A 21,402-nucleotide genomic window follows, 5' to 3' on the forward strand; every position below is an offset into this window, starting at 1 on the left:
GGAAAATTCAGGCGGGCAGGATTGCCCTGACCTGCCAGCCATGTGGCAGGTAGGTCTGCGCCGGATTGGCGGCGCTGAGCCGCGACCAGTGCCGCACGATCAGTCCGACCTTGTCGAGAACCCGGCTCACATTGCGTGCCTCGCGCTGGAGGCGGCCAGTGGGGTCCATCCCTTCATGGGAAGGTTCGCCCGAAACCAGTCGCGCCCCGGCCGAAATCCGCAGCGCACCCGCAAGAACGCCAGGCAGGTCGGGATGGGCCAGCGGCACGGGCTGGCCGATATGACACAGGACGGACGCGACAGCCGCATCCGGATCATTGGCCGGAACAAGGTCCGACAGGTCGGTATTGAGCCACGCATAAAGCTGGCGCGCCTGTGGCAGCGCCAGCGGACGGAAGGTTCCGGCCTTACTGTCCGGCGCACGGACAAAAAAGCTCATGATCGTTGGCAGGCAGTCCCATGCGTTATCCAGATCGGCCCGCTGCGGCGGTACCGGGGGCAGCAGTTCCAGATGGGGGTCGCGCGTGATCCGTACCTCCACCGCGACAAGGAAATGCTTCAGCCGGTCATGGACCACCGCGCGGGGGATGGCGCTAAGTGCCGCCATTTCCGACAGCGCGGCCCGCCAGCGCAGGATCAGGCCGATATTATGCCCCACCGGCAGCACATCCACCGCCCGGCCAGCAGGCCAGGCATGGCGATGGCTATACGCCCCCAGACCCGCAGGAAGGGGATCACCCCCATCCAGCCTGCGCCGCACCGCAGCCGGTAACAGCAGCGCCCCGCAGAAAGGCGGCCCCGTAAAGAATTTGGAGCCGGTGATCATGACCATCCAGCCCCGGTCCAGATAGGCACGTACCCTGAGCGGGTCGAGCCGGGCCTGACAGGCATCCACCACCACATCGGGACACTCACCATCATGCCCATCAGGAGCGCATGCCTGTTCCAGTGCGTCCAGTCCCGGTGCCAGCAGGCCGGTCTTGGACAGGTCGAGGCGATGCAGCAGCACATGGCGACCCGCACGGCGCAGTTCATGCGTCAGGCGACACGTCTCCGCATCCACATCCGCCGGAGCGCGGACATGTCCATCCGCATCCCGCATGGGAACATTCACCACCAGCGTATCGGCGCGAAACCCGTCGATCCGCGCGCCGCGCGTGACCGCAAGGCCACGTGCCGTATCATTGGCGAAGTGACACCCCATGGCGGCAAGCGGCACGCCGCTGCCGGTTTCTTCCGGCGCAATCAGGATATTGCCGACGGGACGCCCGCCGGGCGCCCGCGCGGCAAGGGCCAGCGCATACAGTTCGCAATCGGTGCCAGAGGGAGCCAGTACGACCCCTTCCTCCGCCGTCAGGCCGAAATGGGCGGCGATCTGGGCCTGTATGCCGGCATCGAGACTGCACGCAGCCGCGTCCGTCCTGTCATGCAATGCGCCTGCCAGCAGGGACAGCCGCGCCGTCTCGGCCCCTGCAAAACCCCGTTCGGACAGGGAAGACGCGGTGGAGGAAGCAAAGGTAATGGCCCACGGACGCGGCCGGTGCGAACAGCCATAGTGATTCAGTCCGGTTGCCGGATCGACCGCCAGCCGCGCATCGCCCCCCGTAGCCATAAGGCTTTCGGTCGGCCCCAGCAGCGGCCACAGGGCCTGCAGCCTGTCATGCAGTTGTGGAAAGGAACATCGCCCGCCCCGTTGGGAAAGGGCGGGTTGCAGAGGAGCCAGCGCGGGCCAGATTTCCTGCAGGACGGAAACACCCGGCAGGTCATCCCCCGCCATGATCGGCACCCATGCGGCAGGTGCGTCAGCATCCTGCCGACCGGTATCGAGATACCAGAACAGCGCCGCCGTACGTGCCGCACAGAAAGCCGCGCACATGGGCCGCTCCGGCGCGATTTCCCGCAGGACGGCCAGTTCCAGCGCATGACGCAGGTAAAAGGCCGTGACCTCCTGCTGTCCCTGCACCGGCAGTCCCAGTACGACGCCCCCATCGGGCTGGATACGGAATGGAAGGTCCAGCGCGGGGTCCAGCGCGATCCGCCGTTCCCCCGCAATCACGCGCAGGTCTGGCCGTTCCAGAACGCGCATCAGTTCCTGCGTCAATGTGTGGGCGAACACCGTGCTGCTTCCTTATTCCACGTTGTCGGACGGCAGGGTCCAGCCTGCCTGGGCCATAAGCAGGCGCATATGCTCCGGGGGCATGGCCGTGGCATGCACGGGAACGTCCAGCGGGAGGGAAATGCTCCGGCTCATGAGGTATAACGCCCCCGTCCCTGCTGCGCCATATCGCCCGTCGCCCAGTATGGGGCATCCGATGGCAGCACAATGCGCCCGCGCCTGATGAGTTCGCCCGGTATCGAGTACCAGTTCCAGCCAGCTTACCGGCGCACCCTGCGCATCGCGCCCCTGCCCCAGCACGCGCCAGCGCGTACGGGCCGACTGGCCCCCTTCTTTTACGACCTGCATATGCCACTGCCGCCCGTGCTCCACCCGCGCCAGCGCCGCATTCACCACGCCTGATGACGCAGCCGGTGTTCCCTGCACCATGGCCCAGTAAACCTTGCGCGCCTGTCCCGCCGCAAAACACGCCTGCGCCGCAACAAGGGCCTGCTTGCGCAACGCCACGACAAGACAGCCCGCCGTGTCCTGATCCAGCCTGTGGGCCAGCCATGGGCCATTACGGTGGCGCGACAGCAGGGGGAAGCAGTCTTCCACACTCGGGCCGCCATCCCGGCCGGGATGGACGGGCAGACCGGGTGGCTTGTCCAGAATCACAAAACGGTTATCGCGGTACAGGACCGTAAAAGGTAGCGGAGATGAAGGGTGCGCAGGCAGGGGCGGAATGGTCCTGCCCCTCATTCGTCATCCGATGGGCGACGCATCAGGACTTCACGCCGGCCCACGTGATTGGCCTCACTGACCAGCCCTTCCTTTTCCATCTGTTCGATGATCTTGGCCGCACGGTTATAGCCAATCGACAGGTGCCGCTGGATAAATGACGTGGACGCCTTACCTTCCCGCGCGACGACCTCGACCGCCTGCGCGAACAGGCCGTCATCCTCGCTCCCGCCTGCCGGGGCGGAGAAAGGCTTGTTCGTGCTTTCTTCTTCCTGCGGGGAAATGACATCGTCGTCATAGATCGGTTCGCCCTGCGTACGCAGGAAGGCCACGACCGCCTCGACCTCGTTATCATCCACGAAGGGACCATGCACACGCGTGATCCGGCCACCAGCCTGCATGAACAGCATGTCACCACGGCCCAGAAGCTGCTCGGCCCCCTGCTCGCCCAGAATGGTACGGCTATCGAACTTGCTGATGACCTGAAAGGAAATACGGGTCGGGAAATTGGCCTTGATGGTGCCGGTAATCACATCGACCGACGGACGCTGGGTGGCAAGGATCAGGTGAATGCCCGCCGCGCGCGCCTTCTGTGCCAGACGTTGCAGCAGGGCTTCGATTTCCTTGCCCGCCACGATCATGAGATCGGCCATCTCGTCCACAACAATGACGAGATAAGGGAGGGAGTCGAGGGCAAGCTGCTGCTCCTCGAACGTGGGCTTGCCGGTTTCAGGGTCATAACCGGTCTGCACGCGACGGGTCACGATCTCGCCGCGTTCACGCGCTTCGGCCACGCGTTCATTGTAGCTGGCGATATTACGCACCTGCAGATGCGCCATGGCGCGATAGCGGCGGTCCATTTCGCGCACCGCCCATTTCAGGGCGGCGACCGCCTTGGCCGGTTCCGTCACCACCGGGGTCATGAGATGGGGAATGCCCTCGTAAATCGAGAGTTCCAGAATCTTGGGGTCAATCAGGATCAGGCGGCACTGCTCGGGCGAAAGACGGTAGAGCAGTGACAGGATCATGGCGTTCACGCCAACGGACTTGCCCGACCCGGTGGTGCCCGCGATCAGCAGATGCGGCATGGAGCCAAGGTCGCTGTATACGGATTCGCCCGCGATATCCTTGCCCAGCGCCAGATTGAGGCGTGCGCGGGAATGCGACCACTGCGGGTCCATGAGCAGTTCGGAAAAATAGACGGTCTCACGCCGCGTATTGGGTACCTCGATCCCGATCACGTTACGTCCGGGCACCGTGGCGATCCGCACGCTCAGCACCGACAGGGAGCGTGCGACATCGTCAGCCAGCCCTATGACACGCGCGGCGCGGATGCCGGGTGCAGGCTGAAGTTCGTACAGCGTGACAACCGGCCCCGCATGATAGGCCACGATTTCACCCTGCACGCCATATTCCGACAGGACCGTGACAAGATGGGCCGCGTTGGCCTGAAGCAGTTCCTCGGTGGGTTTTGTCGTCTCGTCCGATGCCGGGGGCTTGAGAAGCGACAGGGATGGAAACTGCCATTCCGGCTGCGGCGGGGTGGTGTAGGTCGTCTCCTCCGCGCCGGTCATGGGGGACGGATCATAGGCATCCGGCATGGAAGCGGGTTCTTCCGCCGCCGTCCTGCCGCCGCCGGAGAAGAAGCGCGACAGGAGCGTCGGCCGGGCGGGTTCCGCAATACCGGGCGGCAGTTCATCATGCGCAGGGGTAAGGACCGCACCCGTTTCCTCGGGCGCGGGATCCTCATGCCAGGGCAGGCGATCGGATGATGGAGCACCCATCAGCAGGGGCTGGGTGATTTCCTCATCCATGCCGGGCGGATGCATCCAGCTTGTCTGAAGGGATACCTGTGGCGCGCGAGGCCCGTCCGCCTTACGTGCGGCGACAGCCGGGCGGGGTTGGTCTTCCGCCACCCGGACAGGCGCGGATACGGTCTTCGCCGCGGGGGAAGGCACGGCCTTTGCCGCCGCCGGGTCCGCCACGGGCATGATGGCCGTACCTGCCGCCATGCGGGGCGTGGGCATGTCCTCAAGACTAGGTTCCATACCATGCGCGGTCTTGAGGAAAGGTGACGCCTCCAGCCCCGCTTCCCCCATTCCGGATGAAGGCGGGGCGTAGGCGGCAGCGCGGCCGGGCGCGGGCTGGTGCGTCTCCTCTTCCTCCCTCGCCTTCCGGGCTTCGGCGGCATGATGGGTTACACGACGCAGCCAGCGGGTCAGCACTACGGGCTGACGCAGCAGGAACCTGATACCGCGCCCGATCCCTTTCCATTCAGCAAAGGAAAGCGCGAAGGCAAGCAGCAGCAGCAGCAGCCCCAGCGTCAGGCCCAGCACCCAGACAAGGGCGGGGCCACCGCGCCCCACGAACACGGTCGCCGCCTGAATGGACATATGGGCGATGGACAGGCCAACCGCACCGCCCAGCCCCGCACCGGTCGGCCACAAGGCAGCGGGGAAACCCGGCACCAGCAGCGGCACGGCCGCGATATCGGCGGCCACCACAGGCAGGCTGCACAGCAGGGCGACGATACGCAGTATGACAGCGGCCAGCCCACGATGGCGGATCAGGCGCCAGCCCCATGCCAGCAGACACAGAATGGCCAGCCCCCCCACGATGCCGAAATCCTGCAGCATGATATCGGCCATATACGCACCGGGACGGCCCAGCAGATTGGCGGGTGGCTGCGAGCTGGAGGTATTGGCGGATGGATCGCGCGGATCATAGCTCCATAACGCGATGGCAAGACACAGGGCCAGACTCCACAACCCCAGCCCCCCGGCTTCGGCCAAACGTTCGCGCACGCGCGAACGCATCGAGTCCGAAGAGAACGATTCAGGGATAAAACGGCTGAAGATCGCCAAAAATCCATATCCTGATCAGATAGTCCCGCGCACATGGACGCCGGGAACCAGAGGCACTGGAGAAATGACCGTCGCGCATCATGCCATCATTTCCGCTAAACGGTGTAACTATAACCCTGTCCGCCCCGTGGACAGAAGGCCGCTTTACATAAAATACGGCAATGAATTACGCGGCAGCACCTGATTCATGCCGCCACACGGACAGCCGCGCAGCCCCGTGCCGCCGTTCAAGCAACAGCCGCTCGGCCGCAACCGGAAGGGACTCGGTCGCCGCAGTCTCCACGACAATAAGCGTCGAGGGCCGCAGCCATCCGCCGCGCTCCAGCACGGCCAGCGCGCGTGCGGGCAGGTCACGGTTATAGGGGGGATCAAGGAAAACCAGATCCACAGGTCCCACCTGATCGCAGGGCGGCAGGCGCAGCATGTCCATCGCGCGGATCACGGCCCGCCCGGACATACCACATGCCGTGACGTTCTCGCGCAGCGCGCGAAGCGCAGCCCGGTCCTGTTCCACAAAAATCGCGGCACCGGCTCCGCGTGACAGGGCTTCCAGCCCCAGCGCGCCCGTTCCGGCGAATCCGTCCAGCACGCGCGCACCCCGGATCATGTCCGCTCCCGCCCACGGCGCGTGGGACAGACTGTCGAACAGGGCCTGCCTGACCCGATCAGCCGTGGGGCGTGTTGTCTGTCCCGGCGGCGCGTGCAGGCTGCGGCCCCGGCATTCTCCCGCGATGATCCGCATTACGCCCGGCGCGACGTCTTGCCGCCCACAAGGCCGGGAACCTGTTCACGGATTACCTTGCCGGTCACTTCCTCCAGTTCGCCACGCGACAGCGTGCCAAGCTGGAAAGGCCCGTAAGAGGTACGGATCAGGCGGCTGACATGCAGGTTCAGCCCACGCATGACCTTACGGATTTCGCGGTTCTTGCCTTCACGCAGGGAGACGGTCAGCCACGCATTGTCACCCCTGCTGGAATCCAGATGCGCTTCGATCGGGCCATAGCGTACGCCCTCGAACTCACTCCCCTTTGCAAGGGAGGCCAGCATGCGTTCGTCCACCACGCCAAAAACACGCACACGGTAATGCCGTATCCAGCCATTGCTGGGCAGTTCCAGCCTGCGGGCCAGTTCACCGTCATTGGTCAGCAGCAGCAGTCCCTCGCTGTTCAGGTCGAGACGCCCGACACTGATGACGCGCGGCAGACCCGGCGGCAGGGAATCGAACACGGTGGGACGGTCTTCCGGGTCGCGATGCGTGGTGACCAGCCCGTCGGGCTTGTGATAGCGCCACAGCCGAGTACGGTCGGGAGCGCTGACCACGTTCTGGTCCACCTGCACGATATCGGCGGCATCGACAAAGGTGGCGGGGTGGGTCACGACCGCACCGTTCAGGCGCACCCTGCCCTCGGCAATCATGCGTTCCGCATCACGCCGGCTGGCCACGCCGGAACGGGCCAGCCACTTGGCGATACGGTCGCCGCGCGCGGTTGCGGATGGCGTGGAATTATCCTGTGTCATGTTCCTGTCTGCCTCGCAGCGTCGATCAACCCTTCGAACAGGAGACGGTCCCCTGTCGATATGCCAAATTCAGGATGCCACTGCACCCCGATACAGAATGGATGGTCGGGCAGTTCAATCGCCTCCACCACTCCATCGGGGGCCGTAGCACAAATAACCCCCCGCCCCGCATCCGCCACGGCCTGATGATGCGCGGAATTGACCGGCAGCCTGTCCTGACCCACCAGCCGGGCTAGACGTGTGCCTGCCACGATGGCGACATCATGCCCCGGCTGATTGCGGGGATTAGGCTGCTCATGCGGCAGTGCAGCGGGATAGGTATCGGGAATATGCTGCACCAGCGTGCCGCCCAGCAGCACGCCAAGCAACTGCATGCCACCACATATGCCCAGCACCGGTATGCCACGCGCCAGTGCGGCATGGACCAGCGCCGTTTCCGCCAGAGTGCGCCGTGGCTTTGTCTGGACCGTAGCATGCTGGTCCGCCGCCCCGTACAGATCGGGAGGCACATCAAAGGCGCCACCGGTTACGACCAGCCCGTCCAGCCGTGCGACCAGCGCCGTCGCCAGATCAGGATCATGCGCGAGGGCAACCGGCAATCCGCCGCATTCGGCAATCATATCCATATAATTCTGGCGGATGGCGTACCATGGAAAGCGCGAATAGCCGGGCTGTCCATCAACGGATGGCTGTTCGCTGTCCAGTGTGACACCAATCAGGGGACGGTGGGCGTTCATCCCGTCTGCCTAGATGAATATGGGGCCGAAGGGAATGGGTATGCCATGCTGCCCTTCCCCTGCCGCCTGACCAGAACCGTGCCGCAAAGCGGACGACCGCGCGGACATGACACAAAAAATCCCCACCGGCGGAGCCTTGATGGGGACTTCTGTAACCTTATTAAACCCTATGGTGGGCGCACAAGGGCTCGAACCTTGGACCCGCTGATTAAGAGTCAGCTGCTCTACCAACTGAGCTATGCGCCCACAGGGTTACCGCTTGGGTGAGAGGGCTTCTAGCAGCCTATCTTACTGCCTGACAAGGGGGTTTTTGAATTTTTTTGAATTTTCTACTGTTGCAGGAGACGCAGCAGGCCATCGAACTGTTCCAGCGAACGGTAATCGATTTTTATGCTGCCCCCCTTGCCATCAAACGTGATCTGGACCTTTACCCCAAGCCGGGCCGTAAGCTCGCGCTCCAGCGACGTGATTTCGGGATTACGGGCGCTTTTTTCCGCCTTCTCCCGCGTGGCGGCTGCCTTGCGTTCATGCTGTTTGGCCAGAGCTTCCGTCTGGCGGACATTCAGCCCCTGCCCCAGCACAACCTTCAGGGCGGCAACCGGATCGGCATGCGCCAGAAGGGCACGGGCATGCCCCGCCGACAGCCCCCGATGCCGCACCGCGTCGCGCACGGGTGGCGGCAACTGGAGCAGACGCACCATATTCGCCACATGTGGACGCGACTTGCCAATGGCGCTGGCCAGTTCATCCTGCGTCAGCTCGTAATCATCCAGCAGCCGCTGAAGGCCCTCCGCTTCCTCGATGGCATTGAGGTCCGCGCGCTGAAGATTTTCCACCAGCGCCGCGGCCATCGCATCGCCATCGTCCAGTGCGCGGATATGAACCGGCACGTCATGCAGTCCCGCAATCTGGGAGGCACGCCAGCGACGTTCACCCGCGATGATCTGGTAGACACCATTACGCTGCGGATGGGGGCGTACCAGAATGGGTTGCAGCACACCACGCACGCGGATGGAACTGGCCAGTTCATCCAGTGCGCCGGGTTCCATCTGCTGACGCGGCTGGAAGGGGCTGGGTTCCAGCACGTCCACCGGCAGGCTGGAAATGATCTCACCACCGCTCCTGCGCCCTTCGACCGCAGGGGCGGCAGGAAGCATGTTGACCTGTTCGCCCAGCAGCGCCGCCAGCCCCCGCCCAAGACGGGGACGGGCCGCATCCTTCCTGGTTTTCATCAGCGTGCCTTCCCTTTTCGTGTCCCGCGCAGGGCCAGACGGTCCGATACTTCGGCCGCCAGAGCCTGATAGGCCTGACTGCCCGACGAACGGCTGTCATAATTCATGACCGGCTGGCCGTGGCTCTGTGCCTCGGAGATGCGGATATTGCGGGGGATCAGCGTGTCCATCACCTTATCACCGAAAAAGCTGCGCGCATCATCGGCCACCAGTTCGGACAGGTTGTTGCGCCGGTCATACATGGTCAGCACGATACCATCGAGCTTCAGCGCCGGGTTGAGCGACTGCCGCACGCTGTTGACGGTGCGTACCAACTGGCTGATCCCTTCCAGCGCAAAGAATTCGCATTGCAGCGGCACGATCACGGACTGCGCCGCTACAAGGGCATTCAGTGTAAGCAGGCCAAGGCTGGGCGGGCAATCAATCAGGATGGCATCATAATCCGCGCCGATCTGGGCCAGTGCATCGCGCAGGCGATATTCGCGCCGGTCGGCCATGACCAGTTCCAGTTCGGCCGCAGCCAGTTCCGTATCCGCCGCGATGAGGGACAGGCCGGGCAGTTCGCTGGCCTGCACCACAGCCGTGGCGCGTGCGCCATCTTCCAGCATGGCATAGGTGCCACTGCGCCGGGCATCATACCCCACCCCAAGACCGGTGGAGGCATTGCCCTGCGGGTCCATGTCAACCAGCAGAACCTTCAGCCCGGAAGTTGCCAGGGCCGCAGCCAGGTTGATGGCTGTCGTTGTCTTGCCAACGCCGCCCTTCTGGTTGGCCAGCGCGATAATGCGGGGGGAAGATGCTGTCTGACTTCCCGTCTCATTCATTGTTATGGTCTCTGACACGCCTGATATCGCTCAATTTTAGAATCACACCATCCGTATCTGTACGGCTTGGAATCCGGGTTGTCGCCATGTGCCAACCGGCACGGGCTGTCGTCAATTCCGCTTCGGCATTCCGTCCTTTCAAAAACAGGCAGAACCCATCGGGCTGAAGGAAGCGCGCGCCCCATTCCAGCAGGCGCGACAGCGGGGCAAGGGCGCGGGCTGTCACCACCTGCGCGGGGGGCACATCCGCCACTTCCAGACGCCGGGCGCAGACACTCACCTGCACGCCCACCACCCGCGCGGCTTCGCGCAGGAAGGCGGCCTTGCGCTGGTCCGACTCAATAAGGGTAACCTGCGCATCCGTAGCACATGCGATCACCAGCCCCGGAAAACCGCCGCCCGATCCCATATCCACAAGCCTTGTACCGCCGGGCGGTATCTGTCCGGCAAGCTGCAGACTATCGGCTATATGCCGCGACCACAAATGCGGCAGGTCGTGCGGGGAAACCAGATTGATACGCTGGTTCCAGCGCAGCAGGATATCCGCATATTTTTCCAGCCGGTCGCGTGTTTCACGTGAAACATCGGCCATATCGGGCGCGAGGGTAGCCGGGCCGCTCATGCCGTCACCTGCTTCTGACGGATATGTGCGAGCAACGCGACAAGGGCGGAAGGCGTGATTCCCGGAATACGCTGCGCCGCCCCAAATGTTACGGGCCGCACCCGTGCAAGCCGTTCCTGCATTTCCGTACTCAGGCCACCAACCCGACCATAATCGAGATCAGTCGGCAGGGTGATTTTTCCTTCGGTAGCCAACTGGCGGATCTCGCGGTCCTGACGGGAGATATAACCGCTATAGCGGGCTTCCGTCGTCAGATGCTGGGCTACGCGGGGGGAGAGTTCAGCAAACCACGGCGCAATCCCCACAATCGTTTCAGGTGACGCATCCGTCGCCAGCACATCCAGAAGCGAACGTGCCCGCCCGTCTGCCGAGACATTCACACCTGCCTTGCGCAGGACATCGGTGCCGTAAGTTTCATTGCGGGCCCGGGTGGTCGCCACATCAATCGCGGTACAATCGGATTGAAAACGGACAGCACGCGCCGTCCCGACGCATCCCCATTCCAGCCCGCGCGGCGTCAGGCGCAGGTCCGCATTATCCGCGCGCAGGGTCAGGCGATATTCCGCGCGGGATGTGAACATGCGGTAGGGTTCGGACACGCCCTGCGTTGTCAGGTCGTCAATCATCACACCGATATAGGCATCGCCACGATCGAGGGTAACACCCGCCTGCCCCGCCGCATGCCGGGCGGCGTTCACACCTGCAATCAGGCCCTGCGCGCCAGCTTCCTCATAACCGGTGGTGCCATTGATCTGACCCGCCAGAAACAGGCCGGGCATGTTTTTCAGTTCCAGTGTGGGGGCCAGTTCGCGCGGGTCCACATAATCATATTCCACTGCGTAGCCCGGCCGGACGATGCGGCAGTTTTCCAGCCCCGGAATGCTGCGCAGCATTTCAAGCTGTACATGTTCGGGCAGGCTGGTGGAAATACCGTTGGGATAGACCAGATTTCCCTCCGGATTACCTGGCAGCCCTTCCGGCTCCAGAAAGATCTGATGGGATTCGCGCTGGGCAAAGCGTACGACCTTATCTTCGATCGACGGGCAGTAGCGTGGCCCACGCCCCGATATCGCCCCGCCATACAGAGCCGAAAGCTGAAGGTTTTCGCGTATGATCTCATGCGTAAGCGGCGTAGTGGCCGTGATGCGGCAGGATACCATGGGATTGGCGATACCATCCGTCATGCGGCTGAATGGTTCGGGCACCGCATCCCCACGGTCTTCAGGCAGGCTGTCCCAGTCGATGCTGTCGCGCGCGATGCGCGCAGGCGTTCCCGTCTTGAGCCGCCCCATCCGCAGCCCTAGCGCCTCCAGTCGCGTGCCCAGCGCATTGGCGGGACGATCCCCTACCCGCCCCGCAGGCTGGCTGTCATGCCCGACATGGATGGTGCCCCGCAGGAACGTGCCGGTCGCCAGCACGACGGCACCGGATGAAAAGCTGCGCCCGTCCTCGCAGATGATACCTTCAACCTGTCCCTGCGCATCCGTCAGCAGGTCAGCCGCTGCCCCTTCGACAATATCAAGTCCATCGGTCGCGGCCAGCAGATCCTGTATGGCCTGCCGGTACAGTGTCCGGTCTGCCTGCGCACGGGGGCCATGCACGGCCGCCCCCTTGGACCGGTTGAGAAGTTTGAAATGAATCCCGGCCCGATCGGCGGCAATGCCCATCAGCCCATCCAGCGCATCGATCTCGCGCACCAGATGTCCCTTGCCGATCCCGCCTATGGCCGGATTGCAGGACATGATGCCAATGGTCTCGCGCCGATGCGTCAGCAGCATTGTGCGTGCGCCCGTACGTGCAGCGGCAGCGGCGGCTTCACATCCCGCATGCCCCCCACCGACGACGATCACATCATATGCGCGATTCATCCAGTCTTGCTCCTACTTGCCAATACAGAACTGGCCAAACACCGTATCCAGAAGGGCTTCCACATCCACGGCCCCCGTCAGGCGGCCCAGCGCCCGCATGGCCAGCCGCATTTCTTCCCCACGCATTTCCGGCCAGTTCATATCAAGCGCCCGCCCGATATGATGCACCGTTTCCTCCAGCGCCGCACGATGACGCGCGCGGGTAAAAGGTGCAGCAGCCCGGCCCGATGTCAGCGCGCGCACCCTGTCAGCCAGAACGGTCCTTAACACATCCATGCCGGAATGGGTGAGTACACTGATGCCAATCGTGCCTTCAGGCGCATGATACAGGTCTGTCTTGTTACATACCAGCAGGCTATTCCCTTCTACCGGTTCGGGCACCACATCTCCGGTAAAAACCTGCACCACACAGTCAGCCTGTTTCACGTGAAACAGTGAACGCCGGACCCCTTCAGCCTCGATCTCATCATCCGTTTCACGCAGTCCGGCGGTATCGACCAGCGTTACCGGCACATCACCCAGCACCATGCGCACCTCGATCGCGTCGCGGGTGGTCCCCGCACGGGAGGAAACGATCGCGGCATCCCGCCCCGCCAGCGCATTCAGCAGGCTGGATTTGCCAACATTGGGTTCCCCCACAATCGCAAAGACCAGTCCGCGCCGTAGCCGCTCGGCCCCCGCCCCTTCGGCCAGATAGGTCTGCATGGTGTCATGCAATACACGCATTCCGTCCAGCAGCCCCTGTTCAACTTCCGGTGGCAGTTCTTCATCGGGGAAGTCGATCAGTGCTTCCTGATGCGCCAGGAACGTACGCAGCCTGTCCGCCCATTTCTGGTACAACTGGCTCTGCGCCCCATCAACCTGCGCCAGCGCCTGCTGGCGCTGGGCTTCGGTTTCGGCATCGATCAGGTCGGCTATGCCTTCCGCCTGCATAAGATCCATCCGCCCATGGGCAAAGGCCCGGCGGGTGAACTCCCCCGGTTCCGCCGGGCGGGCGCCGAGAGCCACCAGCGTATCGGCAACGGCATTGATAACCGCAGGCCCCGCATGCAGGTGCAGTTCGGCACTGTCTTCACCCGTATAGCTGTCGGGTCCGGGAAACCAGAGCACCAGCGCCCGGTCCAGCAGGACAGGTTCCGCCCCATCGCGCCGCCACAGCCCCCGCAACGAAGCCCGGCGTGGCGCAGGCAACCGTCCGGTCAGGCTTTCGACAATCCTGCCCGTTCCCGCCCCGCTCAGGCGCATCACCGCAATGGCGGCACGGGACAGCCCGCTGGCCAGCGCAAAAATGACCGGCGGATGTCCATCACGTTCCTGCATAAACATCTCCGTCATCGCATCATCATTTTGTCCGTCCCGGGAACGGCGTTATCGTTCACCTCTTTGTCCTGATCAAGGTGACTCATGCCACAACTTTCAATGCACTCGCCACTGGCCCCCCTGACCGTCTCGGCGGAAGATGAGCAGATTGTCGCCCTGGACTGGGGCTGGGGTCGCGATCAGGAGGAAACACCGGTCCTGCTGGCCGCCCGCGCCTGGCTGGATGCGTATTTCGACGGCGAACTTTCGCTATGCGATCTGCCACTGGCCCCTTATGGCACGGACGAACAGCTTGCCGCATGGAAGTTCATCCGCACCATTCCCGCAGGCCAGCAGGTTCACTGGCAGGAAGCGGCACGTCAGGCCGGAGTAACACCCGAAAGCATCCTGAGCGCCTGCACTGAAAATCCCATTCCCATCCTGATCCCCTGCCATCGCATCGATTTCACGGATTGTACGGACTACGACCCTGAAACCTATCCCGGCGATGAAGGCGCACGCGACCGGCAGTTCCTGCAGGACCTTGAAACACTTCCTGCCTCATCAAGATAAAGAATGACCGTGCAATAATAACGGAAGGTCCGCCATGAATACCGTTATCCGCGTCCACGAATACGGAGGCCCGGATGTGCTGGCAGTGGAAACACAGCCCGTTCCCACCCCGGCCGCTGGTGAAATCGTACTGCGGCAGGAAGCCATCGGTGTCAATTTCATCGATACCTATTTCCGCAGCGGCCTGTACAAATTCCCCTCCCTGCCCGGCATCCCGGGCATGGAAGGTGCTGGCACCGTAACAGCGGTTGGCCCCGGGGTGGAAGATCTCTCGCCGGGTATGCGCGTCGCCTACCCCGCCACACCGGGCGCCTATGCCACGTTCCGCACGATCGCAGCGGATAAGGTTGTTACCCTGCCCGATGACATCGCAACCAGCACGGCGGCTGCCATCATGCTGCGCGGACTGAGCGTGCACATGCTGCTGCGTGAGGTTTATCGCGTGCAGCCCGGCGATGACATACTGGTCTACGCCGCCGCAGGGGGCGTGGGGCTGCTCATGTGCCAGTGGGCACGGCATCTGGGCGCGCGTATCATCGGTATCGTCTCCACGGAAGAGAAGGCGCAACTGGCGCAGGCCAATGGTGCAACGGATGTCATTATCGGCACGGACCGGCTTAAGGAACGGGTCAGCGACCTGACTGCGGGCCGCATGCTGCCCGTGGTTTATGACAGCATCGGCAAGGCTACGTTTGAAACCAGCCTGTCCTGTCTGGCACCGCGCGGGTTGATGGTCAGTTATGGCAACGCGTCGGGCGCTGTCACCGGCGTAGACGTGGGTACGCTGGCAGCCCATGGCAGCCTGTACCTGACCCGTCCCCTGCTCATGACCTATATCGCGCGGCGGCCTGCCCTGCTCCATGCGGCGAGGGAGATGTTTTCACTGGTGAAAAAAGGCGTAATCAAACCCCATATCGGACAGCGTTTCCCCCTGCGCGATGCCGCACAGGCGCATATTGCGCTGGAATCCCGCAAAACCACCGGCAGCACAATCCTGATCCCCTGACAGGTTGTTTGAAAACAGGATAGGACAATAAAAAACCCCGGCCTTTCAGCCGGGGTTTTCTGCATTTTTCGCAATCGCGCGATGATCAGGTATTCATCGCATCGAAGAAATCGTGATTGCTCTTGCTGTATTTCAGCTTGTCCAACAGGAAGTCCATCGCATCCATCGTGCCCATCGGGGCAAGGATACGACGCAGCACCCACATCTTGGCCAGATCGGCACGATCCACCAGCAGTTCTTCCTTACGGGTACCGCTCTTGGTGATGTCGATGGCGGGGAATGTGCGCTTGTCAGCCAGCTTGCGGTCAAGGATCAGTTCCGAGTTACCGGTGCCCTTGAACTCTTCAAAGATGACTTCATCCATACGGCTGCCGGTATCGATCAGGGCGGTTGCGATAATGGTCAGCGATCCCCCTTCCTCAATGTTACGGGCCGCACCAAAGAAGCGCTTGGGACGCTGCAGCGCATTGGCGTCCACACCACCCGTCAGCACCTTGCCCGATGAAGGCACAACGGTGTTGTACGCACGGGCCAGTCGCGTGATCGAATCCAGCAGGATCACGACATCGCGCTTGTGCTCGACCAGACGCTTGGCCTTTTCCAGCACCATTTCCGTCACCTGCACATGGCGGGTCGCAGGTTCGTCAAATGTGGAGGAAACGACTTCGCCCCGCACGGAACGCGCCATATCCGTCACTTCTTCCGGCCGCTCGTCAATCAGCAGCACGATCAGGAAGACTTCGGGATGGTTCGCGGCGATGGAGGACGCGATGCTCTGCAGCATCACGGTTTTACCGGTACGCGGCGGGGCGACGATCAGCGCGCGCTGACCCATGCCGATGGGGGAGACCAGATCGATCACGCGGGACGTGAAATCGCGGTTCGGGGTCTTGCCCTTCCCCTTGCCATTGACGGGGGGCTCAGCCGCACCGCCTACAGTCGAGTTCTCGACTTCCATCTGCAGGCGGCGTTCGGGATAAAGTGGCGTCAGGTTATCGAAATTGATCCGCTGGCGCACCGCCTCGGGCGGTTCGAAATTGATCGCATTGACCTTGAGCAGGGCGAAATACCGCTCCCCATCACGCGGCGCGCGGATCTGGCCTTCAACCGTATCACCGGTGCGCAGGCCGAAACGCCGGACCTGGCTGGGGGAAATGTAGATATCATCCGGTCCGGGCAGGTAATTGGCCTCTGGCGAGCGGAGGAAACCAAATCCGTCAGACAGGATTTCAAGCGTGCCGTCCCCATAGATGGCCTGATCGTTGTCGGCCAGCGTCTTGAGGATCGTGAACATCAGCTCCTGCTTGCGAAGAGATGATGCGTTTTCAATGTTCAGACTTTCAGCATAAGCCAGAAGGTCTGCTGGGGATTTGGCCTTGAGTTCGGCGAGTTGCATGCAGGATATGCCTATAAGTGGGCAGTTCACGAAGGGAAAACAGAAGCCAGCGATCAGTTGACAAGGGACGCGCCGGGCGCTGAGCCTTGACCATATTCTGACGAAACGGTTGATGCTGCTTGACTGATTAAGGCGGGGATTCCGTACAGGCAGGATATGCCGTGTGGAACAACCCGATCATAAGCCCATGGTTCCCTTCCCGTCAAGTCCGGCCTGCATACGGCACGAATGGACCTGCGGGGGCAGCCCGTGACGAAAGGGAAATGGCATCCGGCTACCATCCCCTGACAAAACGTTACTTTTCAATGACCTGATACAATTTCAGGCACCATGGCAACCCGACGTGGCGGGACATGGAAGACCCTGCCACCAGTAGCGGAATGGCAGATGCCGGGTTTATACTACCGGAACAGCCGAATCGGCACACATTCCGGCATCCGCGTTGCCACCATTACTTGATATTACTGTTTCCCCAGCCAGCCACGCCGCCAGAACCACAGCAGGGGCAGTATGACGGTCGCCGCCATCAGTCCCAGCGAATACCAGTAACCGTATTTCCAGTTCAGTTCCGGTATGTCGTGAAAATTCATGCCGTAAATACCAGCCACCAGTGTCGGGGCGACACCGATGAAGCTGACCACGGTCAGTATCTTCATGCCGTTATTCTGCTCGATGCTGATGAAACCCAGCGTCGCATCCAGCAGGAACTGCACCTTGTTGGCGGTCTGTGACACGAAATCATTCAGGGAACGGATATCGCGTTCCACCGTACCCAGCCGCGCCTGCAACCGGTCGGACAGGTCATGGCGCTTGTTCTCGCCCAGAAAGATCGAAATACGCTCCAGCCCCAGCAGGCTGTCACGCACGGACGATCCCAGATCCCCCGACCGGCCCACCCGGCGCAGCATGTTGCGCAGCAGGGTGCCCGCCTGCGCCTGCCCCGGTTCCTCGGACTGGAACACATCGCGCGACATGCCATCGAGCGCCTGGCCCAGATGCTCCAGAATATCCGCCAGCCGGTCAACGATCGCTTCCAGCAGCAGTATGCCCGCCTCGTTTGCGCCCAGCGCCGTGCTCTGGTTCGCCACCTGCCGGGCCACCACGTCAAACGCGCTGAACCCGGTATAGCGGATGGTCAGCAGCCGGTCCTTCATGAGCACGAAGCCCACGGGGGAAACAAAAAAGTCATCGGGCGTCTTGCGCACCAGCGGGGTCGACAGATAGACGGCGTCCCCTTCCATGAACAGGCGCGATGAACTCTCGATCTCGTCAAGCTGGGCGCGGGTGGGAATGCGCAGGCCGGTCACCTGGGCGGCAAGGGCTTCCTCCTCCTCGGTGGGATTGAGCAGGTCCAGCCACGCGGCTCCCGTCCCGTCGGCTGGCGTGGTCACGGTCTGGGCCGGGCTGCCGGGGCGATGCGCTAGAAACATGGGCTGTCTTTCTTAGGTTCCGACGGTGTCCATCCATCATGCGGCAGCAAACATGTCAAATCATGACATGTCGCCCGCACGCCGTGGGGGCTGGTATTTTGTCGCCATCCGGTCCAGAACCGCCAGATACGCGGCCCGGGACGGCTGCATTCACGACTACAGAGCCACGCACCTAATTTCCTGCGGAGTAGCGAAGTTGAGCGCAACAGATACACAGGCAGGCGCCAACAGCCTGCGCAGCGGTCCCGACGGCCGCGGGCGTTTTGGAATTTTTGGCGGTCGTTTCGTCGCCGAAACCCTGATGCCGCTGCTGCTGGAACTGGACGCCGCCTACACGGCCGCGCAGGCGGACCCCGAATTCCGGCGCGAACTGGATTACTACCTGAAAGATTACGTAGGCCGTCCCAGCCCGCTGTGGTTCGCCCGCCGCATGACCGACGCACTGGGCGGCGCGAAAATCTACATGAAGCGCGAGGAACTGAACCACACCGGTTCCCACAAGCTCAACAACGTCATGGGGCAGATCCTGCTGGCCCGCCGCATGGGCCGCACCCGCATCGTAGCCGAAACCGGCGCAGGCCAGCATGGTGTGGCCACCGCCACCGTATGCGCGCTGTTCGGCATGAAATGCGCGATCTACATGGGCGCCACCGATGTCGAGCGGCAGAAGCCCAATGTCTTCCGCATGCGCCTGCTGGGGGCCGAGGTCGTGCCCGTCACTGCCGGTGCGGGCACGCTGAAGGATGCGATGAACGAGGCCATGCGCGACTGGGTGACCAACGTGCATGATACCTATTTCCTTGTCGGCACGGTCGCGGGGCCGCACCCCTATCCGCAGATGGTGCGTGATTTCCAGTCCATCATCGGCGTGGAAACCAAAGAACAGATCATGGCCGCCGAAGGCCGCCTGCCTGATGCGATCGTTGCGGCCATCGGGGGCGGTTCCAACGCCATGGGGATTTTCCATCCCTTCCTTGATGATCCCGATGTCAGGCTGATCGGCGTGGAAGCCGCGGGCTGCGGCCTGGACAGCGGGCGTACTGCCGCATCCATCGAACGGGGCAAGCCGGGCGTGCTGCATGGCAACCGCACCTATCTGCTGCAGGATGGGGACGGCCAGATCACGGAAGCCCATTCCATCAGCGCCGGACTGGATTACCCCGGTGTCGGCCCCGAACATTCATGGCTCAATGACATCGGACGCGCGGATTACGTGGGCGCCACCGATCAGGAGGCGCTGGACGCCTTCCAGCTCTGTACCCGTACCGAGGGCATCATCCCGGCACTGGAAAGTGCGCATGCCATCGCCTACGCCGCCAAGATCGCGCCAGACATGGCGAAGGACAAAATCCTCGTGGTCAACATTTCCGGGCGGGGGGACAAGGACATCTTCACCGTTGCCGAACATCTGGGAGTGAAACTGTGAGCCGCATCGCCCGCCGCTTCGCCACCCTGCGTCAGCAGGGCCGTGGCGCCCTGATCCCGTATGTGGAAGCCTGTGACCCGGATTACGATACCGCGCTGGCCATCCTGCGCGGCATGCCCGCGGCGGGCGCCGACCTGATCGAGGTTGGCGTTCCCTTCTCCGATCCGTCCGCCGATGGCCCGACCATCCAGAAGGCCGCCCTGCGCGGGCTGAAGGGTGGCTCCACCATGAAGCGCGTGCTGGAAATGATCGCGGCCTTCCGCGCGGATGATGACGAAACCCCGATCATCCTGATGGGCTATGCCAACCCGATCGAGGCTTACGGGCCGGAACGCTTCTGCGTGGATGCGAAGAAGGCGGGCGTGGACGGGCTGATCGTGGTTGACCTGCCGCCGGAAGAAGCCGACCTGCTCGGCGCGCCCGCGGCACAGGCCGGGCTGGACATCATCCGGCTGGTCGCCCCCACCACGCCCGATGAACGCCTGCCCGTCGTGTTCAGCGGCGCATCCGGCTTCGTCTATTACGTCAGCATTACCGGCGTGACCGGCACGCGCACCGCCAGCACCGATGAACTGGCGCAGGCCCTGCCCCGCCTGCGCCGGGCGACCGACCTGCCCATCGCCATCGGCTTTGGCATCCGCACACCCGAACTTGCGGCAAACGCCGTGCGCGTGGCGGATGCCGCCGTTGTGGCCTCCGCCCTGCTCAACACGCTTGAAGGCACGCTGGACGCGGCAGGACAGGCCACCAGCCGCACCGTGCCCGCGGTACTGGAACAGTTGCGCGCGCTGGCGGATGCGGTGCATGACGTGCGGAAATAAATGACAATCTGGCCCAATCGTTCATCTGCCTGTATTGAACAGGCGCCCAGACTATCTGAGGGAGAGGCAATATGAGCTGGCTGACCGAATACGTCCGTCCCAAGATCCGTGGCCTGCTCAAGCGGGAAGTGCCGGACAACCTGTGGACCAACTGCGAATCGTGCGAGCAGATGATCCTGACCAAGGACCTGCACAAGGCGCTGAACGTGTGCCCGCACTGTGGCCACCACATGCGCGCCAGCGTAGCCGAACGGCTGGAATGGACATTCGATAACGGCGAATATACCCGTATCGAACTGCCCAAGGTGCCTGTGGACCCCCTCTCCTTCCGTGATCGCAAGCGTTATACGGACCGCCTGAAGGATGAGCGCGCCAAATCCCACCTTGATGAATCCATGGTGGTTGCCCATGGCCTGATCGGCGGCCAGAACGCGGTCGTGGCCGTGATGGCGTTCGAGTTCATCGCCGGGACGATGGGTGCGGCATTGGGCGAGGCCTTTCTTGCCGCAGCCCGTCTGGCCATCCTCCAGCAGTCCCCCCTGATCGTCTTTACCGCATCGGGCGGCGCACGCATGCAGGAAGGCATGATCAGCCTCATGCAGATGCCGCGTACCACGGTCGCGGTGGAAATGCTCAAGGAAGCGGGCCTGCCCTATCTTGTGGTTCTGACTAACCCGACCACGGGCGGCGTTTCCGCATCCTTCGCCATGCTGGGCGATGTCCAGATTGCCGAACCCAATGCGCTGATCGGCTTCGCGGGCCAGCGCGTGATCGAGGATACCGTGCGCGAAAAGCTGCCCGAAGGCTTCCAGCGCGCGGAATACCTGCTCGATCACGGCATGCTCGACATGGTGGTGAAGCGCGCCGACCTGCGGACCGTTCTGGCGCAGTTGATCGGGCAGCTCAACTTCCGCCATATCGCCCGTCCCGCCGCCTGAACCCGGGCAGGA

General features: G+C 62.9%; 17 protein-coding genes, 1 tRNA gene and 1 pseudogene. 5 read left to right on the top strand and 14 right to left on the bottom strand.

Annotated features, from left to right (window positions below; translation table 11 throughout):
* Positions 1 to 7 precede the first annotated feature (7 nt).
* From CFR79_RS02280 to mnmE, 12 genes and pseudogenes are all read right to left on the bottom strand, one after another.
* A complete protein-coding gene (locus tag CFR79_RS02280) occupies positions 8 to 2,116 on the bottom strand; it encodes a hypothetical protein (protein ID WP_110546803.1) in 2,109 nt (702 codons plus the stop codon).
* A pseudogene (locus CFR79_RS02285) lies at positions 2,098 to 2,857 on the bottom strand (RluA family pseudouridine synthase). The gene CFR79_RS02280 and the pseudogene CFR79_RS02285 overlap by 19 nt, the downstream one beginning before the upstream one ends.
* A complete protein-coding gene (locus tag CFR79_RS02290) occupies positions 2,854 to 5,700 on the bottom strand; it encodes a DNA translocase FtsK (protein ID WP_110546805.1) in 2,847 nt (948 codons plus the stop codon). The pseudogene CFR79_RS02285 and the gene CFR79_RS02290 overlap by 4 nt, the downstream one beginning before the upstream one ends.
* A gap of 166 nt (positions 5,701 to 5,866) precedes the next feature.
* Positions 5,867 to 6,442, bottom strand: a complete 576-nt coding sequence (gene rsmD, locus CFR79_RS02295) for a 16S rRNA (guanine(966)-N(2))-methyltransferase RsmD (RefSeq protein ID WP_110546806.1) — start codon at positions 6,440 to 6,442, stop codon at positions 5,867 to 5,869.
* Positions 6,442 to 7,218: a pseudouridine synthase gene (locus CFR79_RS02300; protein WP_102324998.1), complete on the bottom strand. Its 777-nt coding sequence runs from the start codon at positions 7,216 to 7,218 to the stop codon at positions 6,442 to 6,444. Before CFR79_RS02300 ends, rsmD begins: the two co-directional genes overlap by 1 nt.
* Entirely contained in the window at positions 7,215 to 7,955 is a 741-nt protein-coding gene (locus CFR79_RS02305; RefSeq protein WP_110546807.1) for a gamma-glutamyl-gamma-aminobutyrate hydrolase family protein, read from the bottom strand. Before CFR79_RS02305 ends, CFR79_RS02300 begins: the two co-directional genes overlap by 4 nt.
* Before the next feature lie 170 nt (positions 7,956 to 8,125).
* Positions 8,126 to 8,201, bottom strand: a tRNA-Lys gene (locus CFR79_RS02310).
* A gap of 83 nt (positions 8,202 to 8,284) precedes the next feature.
* The gene (locus tag CFR79_RS02315; protein WP_102324996.1) at positions 8,285 to 9,187 is read right to left on the bottom strand and encodes a ParB/RepB/Spo0J family partition protein; all 903 of its coding nucleotides are present in this window, start codon (positions 9,185 to 9,187) and stop codon (positions 8,285 to 8,287) included.
* Positions 9,187 to 10,011: a ParA family protein gene (locus CFR79_RS02320; RefSeq protein ID WP_110546808.1), complete on the bottom strand. Its 825-nt coding sequence runs from the start codon at positions 10,009 to 10,011 to the stop codon at positions 9,187 to 9,189. Before CFR79_RS02320 ends, CFR79_RS02315 begins: the two co-directional genes overlap by 1 nt.
* The gene (gene rsmG, locus CFR79_RS02325; protein WP_110546809.1) at positions 10,004 to 10,603 is read right to left on the bottom strand and encodes a 16S rRNA (guanine(527)-N(7))-methyltransferase RsmG; all 600 of its coding nucleotides are present in this window, start codon (positions 10,601 to 10,603) and stop codon (positions 10,004 to 10,006) included. Before rsmG ends, CFR79_RS02320 begins: the two co-directional genes overlap by 8 nt.
* Positions 10,604 to 10,629: 26 nt before the next feature.
* Positions 10,630 to 12,501: a tRNA uridine-5-carboxymethylaminomethyl(34) synthesis enzyme MnmG gene (gene mnmG, locus CFR79_RS02330; protein ID WP_110546810.1), complete on the bottom strand. Its 1,872-nt coding sequence runs from the start codon at positions 12,499 to 12,501 to the stop codon at positions 10,630 to 10,632.
* Positions 12,502 to 12,513: 12 nt separating this feature from the next.
* Positions 12,514 to 13,821, bottom strand: a complete 1,308-nt coding sequence (mnmE, locus tag CFR79_RS02335; RefSeq protein WP_110546870.1) for a tRNA uridine-5-carboxymethylaminomethyl(34) synthesis GTPase MnmE — start codon at positions 13,819 to 13,821, stop codon at positions 12,514 to 12,516.
* 99 nt (positions 13,822 to 13,920) lie between these two features.
* Between mnmE and CFR79_RS02340 the strand changes: the two genes are divergently transcribed.
* Together CFR79_RS02340 and CFR79_RS02345 are read left to right on the top strand one after the other, a co-directional pair.
* Complete coding sequence (locus CFR79_RS02340) at positions 13,921 to 14,373, top strand: methylated-DNA--[protein]-cysteine S-methyltransferase (RefSeq protein ID WP_110546811.1); 453 nt, start codon at positions 13,921 to 13,923, stop codon at positions 14,371 to 14,373.
* Positions 14,374 to 14,407: 34 nt separating this feature from the next.
* Positions 14,408 to 15,379 (top strand): quinone oxidoreductase family protein, encoded by a 972-nt coding sequence (locus CFR79_RS02345; RefSeq protein ID WP_110546812.1) that lies wholly within the window; start codon positions 14,408 to 14,410, stop codon positions 15,377 to 15,379.
* A gap of 85 nt (positions 15,380 to 15,464) precedes the next feature.
* Here the strand turns inward: CFR79_RS02345 and rho are convergent, their stop codons facing one another.
* Together rho and CFR79_RS02355 are read right to left on the bottom strand one after the other, a co-directional pair.
* Positions 15,465 to 16,775: a transcription termination factor Rho gene (rho, locus tag CFR79_RS02350; RefSeq protein ID WP_102324990.1), complete on the bottom strand. Its 1,311-nt coding sequence runs from the start codon at positions 16,773 to 16,775 to the stop codon at positions 15,465 to 15,467.
* Positions 16,776 to 17,236: 461 nt separating this feature from the next.
* A complete protein-coding gene (locus tag CFR79_RS02355) occupies positions 17,237 to 18,205 on the bottom strand; it encodes a magnesium transporter CorA family protein (RefSeq protein ID WP_102324989.1) in 969 nt (322 codons plus the stop codon).
* A 196-nt stretch (positions 18,206 to 18,401) separates the two neighbouring features.
* Between CFR79_RS02355 and trpB the strand changes: the two genes are divergently transcribed.
* From trpB to accD, 3 genes are all read left to right on the top strand, one after another.
* A complete protein-coding gene (gene trpB, locus CFR79_RS02360) occupies positions 18,402 to 19,631 on the top strand; it encodes a tryptophan synthase subunit beta (RefSeq protein ID WP_102324988.1) in 1,230 nt (409 codons plus the stop codon).
* Positions 19,628 to 20,452: a tryptophan synthase subunit alpha gene (trpA, locus tag CFR79_RS02365; protein WP_110546813.1), complete on the top strand. Its 825-nt coding sequence runs from the start codon at positions 19,628 to 19,630 to the stop codon at positions 20,450 to 20,452. Before trpB ends, trpA begins: the two co-directional genes overlap by 4 nt.
* A 71-nt stretch (positions 20,453 to 20,523) precedes the next feature.
* A complete protein-coding gene (gene accD / locus CFR79_RS02370) occupies positions 20,524 to 21,390 on the top strand; it encodes an acetyl-CoA carboxylase, carboxyltransferase subunit beta (protein ID WP_102324986.1) in 867 nt (288 codons plus the stop codon).
* Positions 21,391 to 21,402: the final 12 nt, after the last annotated feature.

The sequence above is a fragment of the Komagataeibacter saccharivorans genome (assembly GCF_003207825.1).
Classification (GTDB): Bacteria; Pseudomonadota; Alphaproteobacteria; order Acetobacterales; family Acetobacteraceae; genus Komagataeibacter; species Komagataeibacter saccharivorans.